The organism is Streptomyces sp. NPDC047453, assembly GCF_040643155.1.
GTDB lineage: Bacteria > Actinomycetota > Actinomycetes > Streptomycetales > Streptomycetaceae > Streptomyces.
In genome coordinates this window covers 1-14,862 of the sequence record NZ_JBEYTS010000111.1, presented here as the reverse complement: position 1 = coordinate 14,862, position 14,862 = coordinate 1, and the positions used below count along the sequence as shown (strand labels likewise).

The 14,862-nt window shown below is 68.6% G+C and carries 17 protein-coding genes; 16 read left to right on the top strand and 1 reads right to left on the bottom strand.

Going from position 1 to position 14,862, the window contains the following annotated elements:
- Positions 1-83 precede the first annotated feature (83 nt).
- Entirely contained in the window at positions 84-506 is a 423-nt protein-coding gene (locus ABZ818_RS40010; RefSeq protein WP_361426461.1) for a helix-turn-helix transcriptional regulator, read from the bottom strand.
- 324 nt (positions 507-830) lie between these two features.
- Here ABZ818_RS40010 and ABZ818_RS40005 point away from each other — a divergent pair, with 324 nt between their 5' ends.
- From ABZ818_RS40005 to ABZ818_RS39930, 16 genes are all read left to right on the top strand, one after another.
- A complete protein-coding gene (locus ABZ818_RS40005; RefSeq protein WP_361426458.1) occupies positions 831-1,130 on the top strand; it encodes a hypothetical protein in 300 nt (99 codons plus the stop codon).
- Positions 1,127-2,119 carry a DUF2637 domain-containing protein gene (locus tag ABZ818_RS40000; protein WP_361426455.1) on the top strand — a complete coding sequence of 331 codons (993 nt, stop codon included), beginning with the start codon at positions 1,127-1,129 and terminating at the stop codon, positions 2,117-2,119. The genes ABZ818_RS40005 and ABZ818_RS40000 overlap by 4 nt, the downstream gene beginning before the upstream one ends.
- On the top strand, positions 2,116-2,766 hold the full coding sequence (locus tag ABZ818_RS39995) for a GGDEF domain-containing protein (protein ID WP_361426452.1): 651 nt from the start codon (positions 2,116-2,118) through the stop codon (positions 2,764-2,766). Before ABZ818_RS40000 ends, ABZ818_RS39995 begins: the two co-directional genes overlap by 4 nt.
- Entirely contained in the window at positions 2,766-3,149 is a 384-nt protein-coding gene (locus ABZ818_RS39990; RefSeq protein ID WP_361426449.1) for an RRQRL motif-containing zinc-binding protein, read from the top strand. Before ABZ818_RS39995 ends, ABZ818_RS39990 begins: the two co-directional genes overlap by 1 nt.
- Positions 3,150-3,226: 77 nt before the next feature.
- Positions 3,227-5,458: a cell division protein FtsK gene (locus tag ABZ818_RS39985; RefSeq protein WP_361426446.1), complete on the top strand. Its 2,232-nt coding sequence runs from the start codon at positions 3,227-3,229 to the stop codon at positions 5,456-5,458.
- 140 nt (positions 5,459-5,598) lie between these two features.
- A complete protein-coding gene (locus tag ABZ818_RS39980) occupies positions 5,599-5,853 on the top strand; it encodes a hypothetical protein (RefSeq protein WP_361426443.1) in 255 nt (84 codons plus the stop codon).
- Positions 5,854-5,881: 28 nt separating this feature from the next.
- A complete protein-coding gene (locus tag ABZ818_RS39975) occupies positions 5,882-6,076 on the top strand; it encodes a hypothetical protein (RefSeq protein ID WP_361426440.1) in 195 nt (64 codons plus the stop codon).
- Positions 6,077-6,096: 20 nt separating this feature from the next.
- The gene (locus ABZ818_RS39970; RefSeq protein ID WP_361426437.1) at positions 6,097-6,573 is read left to right on the top strand and encodes a hypothetical protein; all 477 of its coding nucleotides are present in this window, start codon (positions 6,097-6,099) and stop codon (positions 6,571-6,573) included.
- Between the two features lie 11 nt (positions 6,574-6,584).
- Complete coding sequence (locus ABZ818_RS39965) at positions 6,585-7,067, top strand: hypothetical protein (protein WP_361426434.1); 483 nt, start codon at positions 6,585-6,587, stop codon at positions 7,065-7,067.
- A 90-nt stretch (positions 7,068-7,157) separates the two neighbouring features.
- A complete protein-coding gene (locus ABZ818_RS39960) occupies positions 7,158-8,057 on the top strand; it encodes a bifunctional DNA primase/polymerase (RefSeq protein ID WP_361426431.1) in 900 nt (299 codons plus the stop codon).
- Positions 8,054-9,214: an AAA family ATPase gene (locus ABZ818_RS39955; protein WP_361426428.1), complete on the top strand. Its 1,161-nt coding sequence runs from the start codon at positions 8,054-8,056 to the stop codon at positions 9,212-9,214. The genes ABZ818_RS39960 and ABZ818_RS39955 overlap by 4 nt, the downstream gene beginning before the upstream one ends.
- Positions 9,211-9,402 (top strand): helix-turn-helix domain-containing protein, encoded by a 192-nt coding sequence (locus ABZ818_RS39950; RefSeq protein WP_143602922.1) that lies wholly within the window; start codon positions 9,211-9,213, stop codon positions 9,400-9,402. Before ABZ818_RS39955 ends, ABZ818_RS39950 begins: the two co-directional genes overlap by 4 nt.
- Positions 9,399-10,847: a site-specific integrase gene (locus tag ABZ818_RS39945; protein ID WP_361426425.1), complete on the top strand. Its 1,449-nt coding sequence runs from the start codon at positions 9,399-9,401 to the stop codon at positions 10,845-10,847. The genes ABZ818_RS39950 and ABZ818_RS39945 overlap by 4 nt, the downstream gene beginning before the upstream one ends.
- A 537-nt stretch (positions 10,848-11,384) precedes the next feature.
- Positions 11,385-12,164: a response regulator transcription factor gene (locus ABZ818_RS39940; protein WP_361426422.1), complete on the top strand. Its 780-nt coding sequence runs from the start codon at positions 11,385-11,387 to the stop codon at positions 12,162-12,164.
- Positions 12,165-12,810: 646 nt separating this feature from the next.
- Entirely contained in the window at positions 12,811-13,557 is a 747-nt protein-coding gene (locus ABZ818_RS39935; protein ID WP_361426419.1) for a DUF5819 family protein, read from the top strand.
- Positions 13,554-14,771 (top strand): HTTM domain-containing protein, encoded by a 1,218-nt coding sequence (locus ABZ818_RS39930; protein WP_361426416.1) that lies wholly within the window; start codon positions 13,554-13,556, stop codon positions 14,769-14,771. Before ABZ818_RS39935 ends, ABZ818_RS39930 begins: the two co-directional genes overlap by 4 nt.
- Positions 14,772-14,862 lie beyond the last annotated feature (91 nt).

Here is a 14,862-nt window from a genome sequence, read left to right as displayed (position 1 = left end):
CGGCCACCACACCCCCAGCGGTTCGGATCGGACGTCACCACACATCCAACCGCCACGACCACCAACCCGGCGAACCTATGCGGTCACAGCACTAGCAGGATCCGGGCTCGCACGCCGGACGACGCCTTCTGTCTCAGTAGCTGGGGCCACCGTGGGTTCTCCGCCAGGAACACGCCCGCGTGAACGAGTACGCCAATCTCCCGCTCCGCCCGGCCAAAGAGCTGCAACCAGAGTTCCGGGGGAACGTAGGAGCGGTGCGGGTACACCTTCAGGACCTCAGCATCGGCTGCGTCCTGTCGCTGGTTGTCGGGAAGACCGTTCGGCCAGAGGTACGTCTCGTCTTCTTGCAGGAATGCGGCGATGGCAAGGCGGTGCCGCCGGTAGGGCGCGCGCCCCTGAGTGATCCAGCGCTCGACGGTTTTCGGATCCACCCCGACGTGAGTCGCCATGGCGTCGACCGTGATGCCCTGCGTCAGCATCGCCGACCGTAAGCGCTCGTTCGCCATCCCAACTCCCGGGGACTTCTAGGGACGTACATGACGCACTGAACGCTAGCGAGGACGTCCCAAGTCGTCCAGGGACGTGGTCACTTCGTCCCGCCCAAGACCGGCAACCTGATGTCACGTCGCAGGGCGCCCCGAAAGCAGCGAAGGACTTGACAGCCGTAACCGGGCGCGCCACTGTGAAATACATGTTCAAGCATGTATCGCATGCTTGGGGAGCGGTCACGGCTGCTCTGACCTGCACAACCACTGCCCGGCGGCGGGACTCCCCAGCAAGGTCGCCCGTCGCCGCGGTTCTCCCTGCTTCTTCGACTCAGGAGAACGTCTATGCGCACGTACGTCGGCCATCAACAGGCTGTATCCGCTGAGGACTTCGTGGAGCTGGCCCTTGGCACCCCGGTTGAGCTGTGGCTCGGGGCCGAGGGCGAGACGGATGAGGAGCGTGCGGCCCGTCTGGACGCGGCGCGCGACATCCTCGCCGACCCGGAGTACAGCAACCTGCCGGACGACGTGGTCCGCATCGCCGCCGAGGTGATCGAGGCGCACGCCCCGGAGCTGTTCAACGTCGTCCCACTGTCGCACCCGGCGAGGCGCCGCCGGTCCTCCCGGAAGGGAGCGGCGGCATGACGACCGCAACCGAGAGGGCACGGCCGGCGGTGCCGCCGCTGACGAAGTCGGAGATGGGCCTTGCCGGACTGGGCGCGCTGGCCGCGGCCGGTGTCGGCGCTCTCGGGCTGATCGCCTCGTTCGACGCGGTCTCCTCCGCCGCCGCCCGCTGGGGCTTCGGCGCGCCGTGGATGCTGCCGGTCGGCATCGACGTGGCCATTCCGGTGTTCACCGTGGCCAACCTGCTGCTGATCCGGATGGACATGGCGTTGGCGTGGGTGCGGTTCGTGCCCTGGGCGCTGACGCTGGTCACGTGCGGGCTGAACGTCGCCGCCGGGCACACGCTGTGGGCCAAGGTCGCGCATGGCACGATGCCCCTGCTGTGGGTGGTGTTCTCCGAGATCGGCGCCCACATCTACGCCGTCCGGATCGGCGCCGCCACCGGCCGCCGGATGGAGAAGGTGCGGTTCTCCCGCTGGATGCTCGCCCCGCTGTCGACCTTCGCCCTGTGGCGGCGGATGACGCTGTGGGAGATCACCTCCTACTCCGAGGCGCTGAAGCGCGAGCGTGAGCGGCAGCTGGCCCGCGCCCGGCCGCGCGAGCGGCACGGCCGGCGGTGGCGGTCGAAGACCCCGCGCCCGGAACGCGTGCTGCTGAAGCTGGGCGAGCTGGCCCCGGCGAGCGAGGACGTCCCGCCCGTGCCGCCGCAGCAGACGGAGAAGCCGAAGCCGGAGGCGTCCAAGACGCCGCGCAAGCGCCCGGCCAGCACCAAGGGCAAGGCCAAGACTGCCAAGGCACCGCGGACCCCGGCGGAACTGCTCGCCGAGGCACGCGAGGCCACGGCCCACTGGGCCGATGACGCGATCAACGCGGAAGCAATCCGGACCACGCTGCACTGCTCGGCTGCCAACTCCCGCGTGCTGCGGGACCTGTTGCTGAGCGAGCGGGCCGAGGGGCGCCGCCTGCACTCCGTCGACGGCGACGAGGGGACCGAGGGGGCGGCGGCATGAACACCGTGTTGACCATGCTGGCCGCGGCGGCGCCGGTCGCCTCCGGCTGGACGGCGCACACGCTGTGGCTACGGCGTCGCCTGAGCGTCGCCCGCCGTGACCCGCTGACTGGGCTGCGGACGCGCGAGGCGTTCACCCGTCGCGCCACGGCTCTGCTGCGGGACCCCCGGGCGGTCGTGGTGCTGGCCGACGTCGACCGCTTCAAGCAGATCAACGACACCTTCGGGCATGCGGCCGGGGACGCGCTGTTGAAGGCGACCGCGGACCGGCTCGCCTACCACGTCGGGCGTTTCGGGGTGGCCGGGCGGCTCGGGGGCGATGAGTTCGCCGCCGTCCTGATCGACGACCACGGCACCGCCGCGGACGTGCTCGCCGTGCTGCACGGCGTGCTCGCCCGCCCGGTCGACGGCCAGGACTCGGCCGTACACACCACGGTCTCGCTCGGCTGGGTGCGTGCCGCGGACTTCCCAGGCGACGACCTGTCCGCTCTGCTGCGGAGGGCGGATGAGGCGATGTACGCGGCCAAGCAGGCCCGCGCCGGAAGCCGCAGGGCGGGGCTGGGGCGACTGTTCGGCACGGTCACCGGGCGGCGCGCTGGCCGTGCCGGGGCCCGGACCGATGCGCCGGTCGTGGGGGTGGCCGCCTGATGTCCGCCTACGGCAAGTGCTTCGACCCGTCAGGCGCCCGGTTCGGGGTTCCCACGTACCCGTGGCGATTCGCCCCGGACGGCTACGCCACCCGCCGCCAACTCAGGGCGACCGGGCTGCGGCCGGGCGGACAGCCGGTCGCCGCACAGGTAATGCGCCGCCACCGCGGCCGCAAGTCCGGTGTCCAGGTCGCCTACCTCTATCGCGTCGACCGGGCCAAGCCGGTCCGGCCGATGACGGCCCGCAAGTGGGGTGCGCTCGCCCTGGCGATGCTTGCCCGCCGCACTTGCCCGCAGTGCCGGATCACCTACAGCTACTGCCTCCCGACCTCGCTCGGCATGTGCCTCCTCTGTGCCTACCCCGAGGAAGAGCGCGCCGCCTGACCAGCCACGGGGCCCGGTCTCAACCGACCAAAGCAGCGGCCGGGCCCCGCATCCCTCCCAGAGAGAAGGAACCCTCAGTGAAGCACCCCGACGACGACAATGAACTCTTCAACCGGCTGGAAGCCGAGATGGCTGCCGACTCCGGGGGTGAGGTGGTCGACCTCGACAAGGCGCGGTCGGCCCGCTCCGAGTCGGCCGACCCGACCGCCCGACCCGACGCCGACCGGTCGCCCGACTCGGCTCCGGGGGAGTTGGGGATGGAGTCGGCCGACCCGACTGCGCGCGTGATGGTCGACTCTCCGACCGTGAAGGCGGCCGGGCCGGGCTACCTCGGTCGGCTCGCTGCCGCCAAGCGGCGGGACGTGGTCCCTGTCTGGCTGCGGTCGACGGCCGAACTCAAGACCGCCGCGGCTTGGGTGACCCGGCACTACACCCACGCGGCCGGATACCACGCCCTGCGCTCCCCGGTGTACGCCGCGCGTCTGACGATGCAGGCCCCGGCCGGGCTGGCCCGGTTCGTGGGCGGCACGATGCGGTGGGTCGCCGACCGCGAGGGTGAACCGGTCCGACTCGCCGCCGTCCGGCGTGAGGACGCGGCCGAGTACCTGAAGCTGTCGCGGCAGCGTGACGGCCGCGTGCGGTTGCGGACCCTGGTGGCCGTGCTGGGCATGTTCGTCGGGCTGGCCCTCGCGCTCGCCTTGTACGTCCTCGCTCCCGACTGGCTGCAAGCCGTGTCGGTCGGCGCGGTCGTGATGGCGCTCGGGTTCGCCGGGCGTAAGGCCGACGCTCCGGTTATCCACAGGGCTGTGGAAGTCCCGAAGGCATCCAAGCTCACGTCGGACATCGTGTTGCGGGCGCTCGGAGCGATCGGCGTGCCCGCGATCAATCAGGCGCAGGCCAAGGGGCGGGACGGGTTCGAGTTCACTGCCCCGATCACCCGCGACGGTCCCGGCTGGCGCGCGGAGGGCAACCTCCCGTTCGGTGTGACCGTTGCCGACGTGATCGAGAAGCGGGAACGTCTCGCGTCCGGCCTGCGCCGGCCGCTGGGGTGCGTGTGGCCGGAGGCGGAGTCGGAGGAACACCCCGGTCACCTCGTGTTGTGGGTCGGCGACCAGACCCTCAAGGCCGCCCCCAAGCCCGCATGGCCGCTGCTGAAGTCCGGCACGGTCGACCTGTTCAAGGCCATCCCGTACGGCATTGACCAGCGCGGACGCTGGGTCGCGGTCACCCTGATGTTCATCGCCGGGGTGATCGGCGCGATCCCCCGCATGGGCAAGACGTTCCTCCTGCGGCTGCTGCTGCTCATCGCCGCTCTCGACCCGCGTGCGGAGCTGCACACCTACGACATGAAGGGCACCGGCGACCTCGATCCGGTCGGCGAGGCCGTCTCCCACCGGCACGGCGTCGGAGAGGAAGACGAGACGATCCAGTACGCGCTGGCCGACTTCCGCGCCCTGCGCGAGGAACTGCGCCGCCGTACCAAGGTGATCCGCTCGCTGCCCCGGGACATCTGCCCCGAGTCCAAGGTGACCAGCACTCTTGCCGACAAGCGCTCGCTCGGTCTGCACCCGATCGTGATCGGGGTGGACGAGTGCCAGGTGCTGTTCGAGCACGCGGAGCACGGCAAGGAGTTCGAGGAGATTGCGACCGACCTGGTCAAGCGCGGTCCCGCCACCGGGATCGTGCTCCTGCTGGCCACCCAGCGGCCTGACGCCAAGTCCCTGCCCACCGGCATCAGCGCGAACGCCAGCACGCGTTTCTGCCTGAAGGTGATGGGCCAGACCGAGAACGACATGGTGCTGGGCACGTCCTCCTACAAACGCGGCGTGCGCGCCACGATGTTCGCGTGGGGTGACAAGGGCCTGCACTACTTCGTCGGTGAGGGATCCGACGCCCGGATCGTCTCCAGCGCGTTCCTGGACGCGCCCCTTGCCGAGCGCGTCGCCGCCCGCGCCCGCACCGTCCGGGGAAAGGCCGGACTCCTGTCCGGCTACGCCCTCGGGGAAGCCCCCGAGGCCGTCACCGGCCCGTCCTACGACCTGCTCGCGGACGTCGCGGCCGTGGTGCCGGAGAAGGAAGAGCGGGTGTGGAACGAGCGGATCGCCGCCCGCCTTGCCGAACTCCGCCCCGACGTCTACGGCGGCTGGAAGGGCGAGAACGTCACCTCCGCACTGAAGCCGCACGGCATCAAGACCCGCGACGTGGCCGGCACGACGGACGACGGCACCCGCACCACCCGGCGCGGCATCGTCCGCGCCGACGTCCTGAAGGCGATTGCGGAGCGTAACGAAAAGCCGGGCGCCGCATAGGCCCGGCACGGTGCTACCGGTAGCACCCACACCTGCTACCGGTAGCACCCCCGCTAGCACCCCATATCCGCTCCCACCAGTGATCTAGCGAATAGCACCCCACCTGCGGAAACCCCGGAAACCGCCCTGGAGGGCCCCTGATGACCCCCATCCTCCTTGCTATCGCCTGCCTGATAGCCGTCACGTTCGGTTACGGCGGGCTGTGTGTTGCCTCGCCGTTCGGCGACTGCCGCAAGTGCCGTGGCATGGGCCACGAGCTGAAGAACGACCGCAAGGGACGGCTCAAGCGCGGCAAGGACTGCCGCCGCTGCCAGGCGACTGGCAAGCGCATCCGCTCCGGCCGCTGGCTTTACAACCGCTGGGCCCGCATCTACCGCGCCGGCACCACCGACTGACCCACACCCTCCCGCCGGAAGGCCCCCGATGATCCTGAACATCTCCGCCGTGCTGCTGTTCGGCGCCGCCTCCGCCCTCGCTGTCCGGACCCGGTCCGCCGGAGGCGGCGCCGCCATCGTCCTGTTCCTGTTCGGGTTCTTCACTGCCGGGACCGGCGCCTACGAGCCCATCCACAACCTCGTGCAGGCGTCCGCCGACGCCATCGCCCAACTCGGCAACTGAAACTGACAGGAGAACCCGCCATGAACCGGCACGTTCCCGCCCTCCGGCCGGACATCCCGACCGCCCGCGCCTACGACCCGGCCGGGCTCAGCCTGTACGCGCCCGACGTGGCGGCCGTCGAACTGGCCGCCGAACGTGGCCCGGTGGTCTGGGTGCCCGACGCCTACGGCCGCATGGTCCCCATGCCCAAGCACCTTGCTCCGCCCCCCATGTCCATGCCGGAGCCGCGCGACCTGACCCCGCTGCCCCTGCTGGACCCCATCGCACAGCGCTTCCTCGGAGCCGGTCTCGGGGGCGGTGCCCTTGCAGCCGGGGTCGGCTACGGCATCGGCGAGGTCATCAACGCCGCCGCCGGACTCGGCTCCGGCGCCCTGCTGTGGGTCGCCCTCGCCGTCCTCGCCTGGCGCACCCCCGCCCGCACCATCAGCGGCGGTCGCAACGGCAGCACGGTCCACATCCGCAAGGCCGTCATCAAGCGCAGCCACTTCCACGGCTGAGGGAGGAAACCATGTTCGAGATCCGAGTCATCGGCGACCCCGCCGACATCGAGCGCGTCAGCCGCGCTCTGGCTGCCGCGTTCGACACCGGCTCGGCACGCCAGTACCCCACACGCGACGGCGAGCGCGCCCGCCTGTACATCACGGCCGACCACCGGCCCGTCCCCGAGTCTTCGTCCACCGCCACCCACTGGCCCGCTCCGGAAGAGGCGTACGCGCTCGCTCCGAGCATCGTGAGCGAGATCGGTTGGACGGCCCGGACGGCGGCCGACAGGCCGTTCTACGACGGGCTGAACCGGGAGTTCTGGCTCCGCAAGGCCGGGCTGTTGGACCGGATCGCGCTGAGCGACGAGGGCGAAAGCGTCACCAGCGACGCGGCCGACCTCGCGACCCGGGCTGCGCAGCGGCTGATGGAGCTGGACGACACCGTCGTGATCTGCGACCCGCGCCACTACGTCCGGCAGCAGTACGCCGCTTGGGCCAAGAACCGGTAGCAACGCCGCGGCGGCGGGACTCCCCAGCAAGGTCGCCCGCCGCCGCGGTTCTCCCTGCCCATCCGCAGACAGAACAGGAGAACCCCCAGCATGCCGCACCTGGACGGCTCTGCCCAGCTCACGGCCGCGCTTGACGCAGCGGCGCGTGGCTGGCGCGTCTTCCCTCTCATCTCCGGTGACAAGCGCCCTGCTGTCTCCGACTGGGAGACCCGCGCCACCACCGACCCGGACCGCATCACCCGTGCGTGGTCCGTCGCCGCCTTCAATGTCGGTATCGCCACGGGCCCTTCGGGCCTGGTCGTCATCGACCTGGACAAGCCCAAGCACCGCGGCGACACCCCGCCGGCCGCTTGGGCCGAGCACGGTGTCACCGACGGAGCTGACGTGCTCGCTGTGCTCTGCGAGCGCCACGGCCAGCCCTTCCCTGCCGACACCTACACGGTGCGTACGTGGAGCGGTGGCACCCACCTGTACTTCCTCGCGCCCGAGGGTGAGCCCCTGCGCAACACCGCTGGGGACAGCGCTCGCGGGCTGGGCTGGAAGGTCGACACCCGCGCGTGGGGCGGACTCGTGGTTGGCGCGGGCAGCACCTTCGGCGGACACCCGTACGAGGTCACCCATCACGGCCCCGTGGCGCCCCTGCCGGGCTGGCTCGCCGAACTCCTGCGCCCGGCCCCGCTGCCCCCACAGACGCCCGTCGCGGTCGCCCTCACGGGCCACGGACGGCGCACCGCCTTCCTCCGCTCCGCGATCAACGGGGAGGTGCAGCGGGTCACCGGCTCCGGCCCGCACGAGCACAACAACAGCCTCTACATCGCTGCGGTCGCTCTCGGACAGCTCGTTGCCGGAGGCGAGTTGAGCGAAGCCGACGTCACCGGCTGGCTCCTCACAGCCGCACTCCAAGTCGGCCAGGGCGAACGCGAGGCACGGCGCACCATCGCCTCCGGCCTGCGTGCCGGAGCCAACCGCCCCCGGACGGTCGCCGCATGAGTGCCAACCCCATCCCGCCCCTGCACCTGTACTCCGTGCCAAGCGACCCCGAGACGCCCCCCACGGCGCCGCCGAAGCGGGAGCGGCCACGGACCGCATGGACGGCCGATCAGCTCATGGCCGCGCACTTTCCGGAGCCGAAATGGGCCGTGCCCGGCATCCTCGCCGAGGGCGTCAGCGTGCTGGCCGGACCGCCCAAGGTCGGCAAGTCCTGGCTCTCCCTCGGGCTGGGGCTGTCGGTCGCGGCCGGCGGCAAGGCGTTCGACTCCGTACCCGTCCAGGGCGGCCCGGTGCTCTACCTCGCCCTGGAAGACACCCCGCGCCGTCTCCAGACCCGCATGGGCAAGCTGCTCGGGGGCCAGCCCGCGCCCGCCGGTCTGACCCTGGTCACCGAATGCCCGCCCTTCCCCCAGGGCGGGACCGAGGCCATCGCCCAGTGGCTGGAGCGCAACCCCGACGCGCGCATGGTCGTCATCGACGTGTTCGCCAAGATGCGCGGACAGGCGCCGGCCGGGGTGTCGGCGTACGACGCGGACTATGTCGCCGTCGGCTACGCCAAGCGGCTCGCCGACCACTACGGCGTGGCCGTCGTCCTCGTACACCACGTCCGCAAGGCAGGCTCCGAAGACTTCCTGACCGAGGTCTCCGGAACCAACGGCATCGCCGGAGCCGCTGACGCCACGCTCGTACTGAAACGGGCCCGAGGGCAGGCGGACGGCATCCTGCACGTCACCGGCCGCGACGTGGACGAAGCCGAGTACGCCCTCAGCTTCCAACCCGCCTCCGGCGCCTGGCACCTGTTGGACGGCCCCGTCTCCGACCACACCGTCAGCGACACCCGCGCCACGATCCTCCGGTACGTCCGCACCCACCCCGGCGCCAAACCCAAGGACATGGCCGCAGACCTGCCCCACGTCGACATCGACACGATCCGTAGGACCTGCAACCGCATGGCCGACGCCGGACAGCTCAGCAAGGACCCCAGCGGCCGGTACTACCCGGACACCGAGACCCGGACGCAGGGCACCTCGGAGGTGTCCCAGCTGTCCGACTGTCCGGTTACCCCACCTGACCAGCACGAACGACCCGGACAGCTTCAACAGGAGCTGTCCGGCCTGTCCGGCTCCCTCACGGCTGACCAGCGTGGAAGGAAGTGACCGTGGCCCGAGACGAGATGCTCAGCATCGACCAGGTCATCGCAGAAATCGGCGTACCGCGAGCGACCTTCTACCGCTGGCGACAGCTCAGGAAGGGACCGAAGGCCATCAAGCTCCCCAACGGCTCGGTGCGCATCCGGCGGTCGGAACTGGAGCGCTGGATTGAGGCGCTGGAGGAAGCCGCGTGACCTACCGCAACACCTCGAAGGGCGCCCGCGAGAGCGGGCGCCCTCCCGCGGCCGAGGAACCGACCCTGTCCACGGATGTGCGGGTATGGAAGATCAACCAAGTTCGGAGCAAGAGAGCCCCGTATCAGCTTCGTTGGCTCGTAGCGGGCAAGGTCAAAACCGCCAGTTTTGCCACGGTCACCCTCGCCGAGAGTCGCCGTTCCGACCTGTGGAAGGCGATGGTCAAGGGCGAGGCGTTCGACGTCGAGTCGGGGTTGCCGGAGTCTGAACTCAGGGCGGCTGCCGCACGGGAGAACGCCAAGCCCGACCCGTCTTGGTGGGACTTCAGCCGGGAGTACATGGCCAGCCGTTGGCGCACGTCTGCGGCCAAGACCCGAGAAGGGGTGGCGGACAGCCTCGCTACGGTCGCGCTCGCGATGATGGACGAGGGGAAGAAGGCGCCGTCACTCGAAGAGGTCCGCTTGGCGATGCGGTGGGCTGTCGTACCGGCGCATCAGGACGAAGACCCTCCCGAAGATCTCGCGGCTGCCTGTACGTGGCTTCAGCACCGCTCACTGTCCCTGTCAGCCCTTACCGACCCCAAGGTGGTCCGGGACGTCCAGTACCGGCTCTCGTTCAAGCTGGACGACACCCCGGCGGCGGGGGAGACCTACAAACGTCGCCGTCGCGGCTTCAACACGGCCATGGAGTACGCGATCGAGTGCGGGTACCTGGACACGAACCCGCTCGCGGGAGTGAAGCGGGCGGGTTCCACCCGTGACGTCGTAGACCCCCGGGTTCTGGTGAACGCGGTGCAGGGAGCCCAACTCCTCACGGCGGTCTCGTACGTCGGGTCGGTGCACCGCAACCGAGGGCGTCGGCTGGTCGCCTTCTTCGCCTGTCAGCTCTATGCGGCGATGCGGCCGGCCGAAGCGGTTGGCCTCAGGGAAAGGGACTGCTACCTGCCCGAGAAGGGCTGGGGCACGCTAACCCTCAAGGAGACCCGTCCGGTCTCTGGCAAGAAGTGGACGGACTCCGGCAAGCGGCACGACAAACGCGGACTCAAGTCCCGCGAGGTCAAGGCCGACCGCCCGGTACCCATCCCACCACTGTTGGTCGCGATGCTGCGCGAGCACATAGGGGAGTTCGGGACGGCTGAGGACGGCCGGGTATTCCACAACGAGCGCGGCGAGGTGCTCGGAACTTCGAGCTACTGGCGGGTGTGGCAGGAGGCTCGTCCCATCGCTCTTCCGCCGGACAAGGTGGATTCGCCGCTCGCTCATCGGCCCTACGACCTGCGTCACACCTGCATCACGAACTGGCTGAACGCGGGCGTCCCCGTTGCCGAGGTCGCCCGCCGTGCGGGCAACTCGCCGGAGGTCATCCATCGCCGGTACGAGGGTTGCATTGACGGCCACGAGGAACTGAACAACACGAAGATCGAGAAGGCTATGGGATGGGGATGATGAGATGACTTGTACCGCAGCTGCAGGGCTGGTTGAGTCGAAATCAATGACCATTGACAGCCAGTCATAACGTGAGTAGTGCTCAGCGCGGAGGGCAAGGGGCGGGTCTCAGTTGGGTCCCGCTCCGCCAGCCTGGACCAGGTAATGCATTCCGGATCATGGTATTGCGCAGGAACCCATTCTTGCGCTGTTCACACCCTTCAACACATTTCGCTGCTATCCGGTAGCCGTTCCTCTGTCAACTATTGACTGCTTAATCACGGTGCTTCGCTTCAGGGGGTCCGTCAGCGTGCCAATCGTCGAGTGAACAGTGATTCTTGAAGGGTGGCCCTGTTGGGTCGCCTGTCTGTACGGTCCGACGCCTGCGGTGTGGCCGGCGTCTCTGTCCACTTGGGGGCCTCGATGAGTCCAGATATGACACATGTAGCAGTTATCTCCGACTGTCCAATCTTGCAGCGAGGCCTTGAGCAAGTGATTGGCGCTGCCGCAGACCTGCAGAGTGCCTCAGTCTGCAGCCTGGGTGACCAGGACTATGCGGTGGGCGCCGCAGACATTGCCCTTGTCAACCTTCAGGTAAACATGAAGGACATGGCTCATCTGATCAGTCGATTGCATGAGCGAGGGCATGCCGTCATCGTGATGTCGACCTCTGAGTCGCAGGCCGACCTGTTGTTGTGTATCGAGGCGGGTGCCCGGGGTTATCTCGGCAGGGAGACGGGAGAGGCTCAACTACTGGCAGCGATACGCGTGATCGCTTCCGGGCGTACCTATTTTTGCACGAGTCTCAACACTCCGTGTCGAGACGCTCACTCGGTTCATATCACGCGCCGAGAAAGGGAGATATTGGAACTCGTTGCAAGTGGCGCCACAGACCGTGAGATCGCCAACAAGCTCACCATCAGCGAGCACACCGTTCACTCACACCTCGATCGACTGCGCAGCAAGACCGGTTACCGTCGCCGGGCTGACCTTATCCGCCTCGCGCTAGAACAGAGTGTCGCGGGCAAGCCCTCGTACCTGGGTAATTCTGCCCACAGTATGGGGTTGTTCTGCCTCTTGATCACAAACCTAGGAGAGCTGAGGATTGAGTTGCTCCAGACATTGGGTGGCGATGTCCCCAATGTGCTGATGAGCCAGCTCAGTTCGGTCCTCAATTTTTGGGGTCGATGGTATGAGGAACAACCTCATGCGAAGCATCGGTGTCGTGGCAGCGACCTCCTCCTGCCTAGTGGTTGGTTTGTGGGGTACGTCACCGATCGAAGCAAGTGCTCCAACACAGAAGACGGAAGCAGCCCCGGCCACGCCAGGGGCCTTTAAGTGCTACCAGAAGCGTCATGGCGGGACGTGGTGCTACAAGATTTGGTACAAGCGTCAGTACGACAGTGGGGGCCGTGTAATTGTCGTACCTGTAATTGTCCAAGCGCCATCACCAACGACTCCTGGTGGGACGACTTCGGGTGGTCCGGCTAGCGGTGGGACGGCTTCGGGTGGTCCGGCTAGCGGTGGGACGGCTTCGGGTGGTCCGGCTTCGGGTGGTCCGGCTAGCGGTGGTCCGGCTTCGGGTGGTCCGGCTTCGGGTGGTCCGGCTAGCGGTGGTCCGGCTAGTGGTGGTCCGGCTAGTGGTGGTCCGGCTTCGGGTGGTCCGGCTAGCGGTGGTCCGGCTAGTGGTGGTCCGGCTAGCGGTGGTCCGGCTTCGGGTGGTCCGGCTTCGGGTGGTCCGGCTAGCGGTGGTCCGGCTAGTGGTGGTCCGGCTTCGGGTGGTCCGGCTAGCGGTGGTCCGGCTAGTGGTGGTCCGGCTAGTGGTGGTCCGGCTTCGGGTGGTGCCAGTTCGGGCGGTTAGTCCCTCGAAGCCTTTGTCAGCTTGCGCATTTCCGCAGGCACGCATGGCCGAAGCGGCAGGGCGAGACTGTGGCTCGCCCTGCCCGCGCGGCGGTCTGCAGACAGGTTCGTGAAACGGGGCGGAATGGACGCGTACGACTACGAAAAAGAGTTGAACTCCTCTCAGGGACCGTTGGGGCCGGTTGACGCCGAACCTTCAGCCAGCCATGACTTCCCTCCCAAGGCTCGAACCGGTTCGGGGCTGTTCCCGCGCTACCAGGTGGGCGCGGCACTGGCGCTCGCGGTCGTCGCGGTGGTCGCATGTGTGCACCTGGGCATGGTGTTCCTGCACGTCGCGCCGTCGAACACGGTGACGAAGCAGCACGGCAAGGCTATCGACGACTGGATCTATCCGGAGTTCGAGCAGAACTGGAAGCTGTTCGCGCCGAACCCGCTGGAGCAGAACATCGCGGTGCAGGTGCGCGCCGAGGCCAGCACGGCGGAAGGCGGCACCCGCACCACGGGCTGGTACGACCTGTCCGCGCAGGACGGCAGGGCCATTGACGGCAACCTGCTGCCCAGCCACACGCAGCAGAACGAACTGCGCCGCGCCTTCGACTTCTACGCCGACTCCCACGACAAGGACAACCGTCCGATGGACCTGCGCGGCGCGCTGGCGGAGCAATACCTGCGGCACATCGTCGTCATGCGTCTTAACCGGGATCACGCGGCTGGCCCGGGCGGTGTGCTGGCACGTGTCCAGATCCGGGTGCGCTCTGAGAGTGTGCCGCCGCCCAGGTGGAGCACGGAGAAGGTGTCGTACGCGCCGTCGTACCGGCTGCTGCCCTGGTGGGCAGTCCCGGCCGCCGAGGTCGAGGGGGATGTGCGGTGAACCGGTTCGCCCTCTCGGTCTCCCAGGGGATCCGCCGGGTCACAGAAGCGGCTCTCGGCCCCTGGCAGACGGCCGTCATACGCATCGGCGTCTCCGCAACCTGGCTGCTGTTCCTGCTGCGCGAGCTTCCTCACCGCCAGGAGCTGTACGGCCCCGACGGCCCCTGGAGCTGGGACCTCGCCCAGCAGCTGACCTCGGAAAACGGTGCCTTCACGGCCCTGCTGTGGTTCAGGGGCCAGTTCTGGTTCGAGATCGTCTACGCGCTGGCCCTGCTGTCGAGCCTGCTGCTGATGCTGGGCTGGCGCACCCGCACGATGTCCGTGATCTTCATGGTCGGCGTGCTCTCGCTGCAGAACCACAGTGTCTTCATGGGGGACGGCGGCGACAACGTCCTGCACCTGATGGCGCTGTACCTGGTCTTCACCCGCTGTGGCCGGGTGTGGTCACTGGATGCGAGGCGGGCCCGGCGGGTCCGGGCGGCCCGCGCGCGAGGGGAGAGGGTGCCCGACCGGGCCGGTCCCGTGCTGTGGAGCGTGCTCGGGCTGTCCCTGATCGCGGTGACGGCGGCGGGCCGGATGCAGGGCGAGTGGCTGGTGCCCACGCTGCTGTGGGTGGTGTGGCTGGCCCAGGCGCTGTACTGGGTGGTCGGGCGGCTTGCCCGGTCGGTGGAGCCGCGGGGCCTGCTCGACGTCGTGGCCGACATCGTGCACAACGGCGCCCTGTTCGTGATCATGGCTCAAGCCTGCATCATTTACACCACCGCTGGTTGGTACAAGATACAAGGCTTGCGCTGGGAGGACGGCACGGCCGTCTACTATCCGCTGCACCTGCAGTACTTCTCCCCCTGGCCGGCGTTTGCCGACCAGTTGTCCTCCAGCGGCACGCTGGTGATGCTCGTCACCTACGGGACGGTCATCGTGCAAGTCGCCTTCCCTTTCACACTGTTCAACCGGCGGGTGAAGAACGTCCTGCTGGTGGCGATGATGACCGAACACGCCGTGATCGCGGTGGTGCTGGGGCTGCCGTTCTTCTCGCTGGCGATGATATCGACGGACGCGGTCTTCCTGCCTACGTCGTTCCTGCACCGGCTTGGTGACTTGGCGGAGCGCGGCCGATCCCGGCTGTTCCAGCGAGGCGTGCGCGCTGTGCCGGCAGATCGTCATTCCCCGGAGGGCGGCGGGCCCGCTCCCGTCGGCCGTCAGCCGCTTAGTTAGCCCCGGTTATTCAGCGGAATTGGTCGGGCTGACGCCCTGACAGCAGAAAGGTGCCGCTGACCTGCGAGGATGCGAGTGTCTAGATCGTATC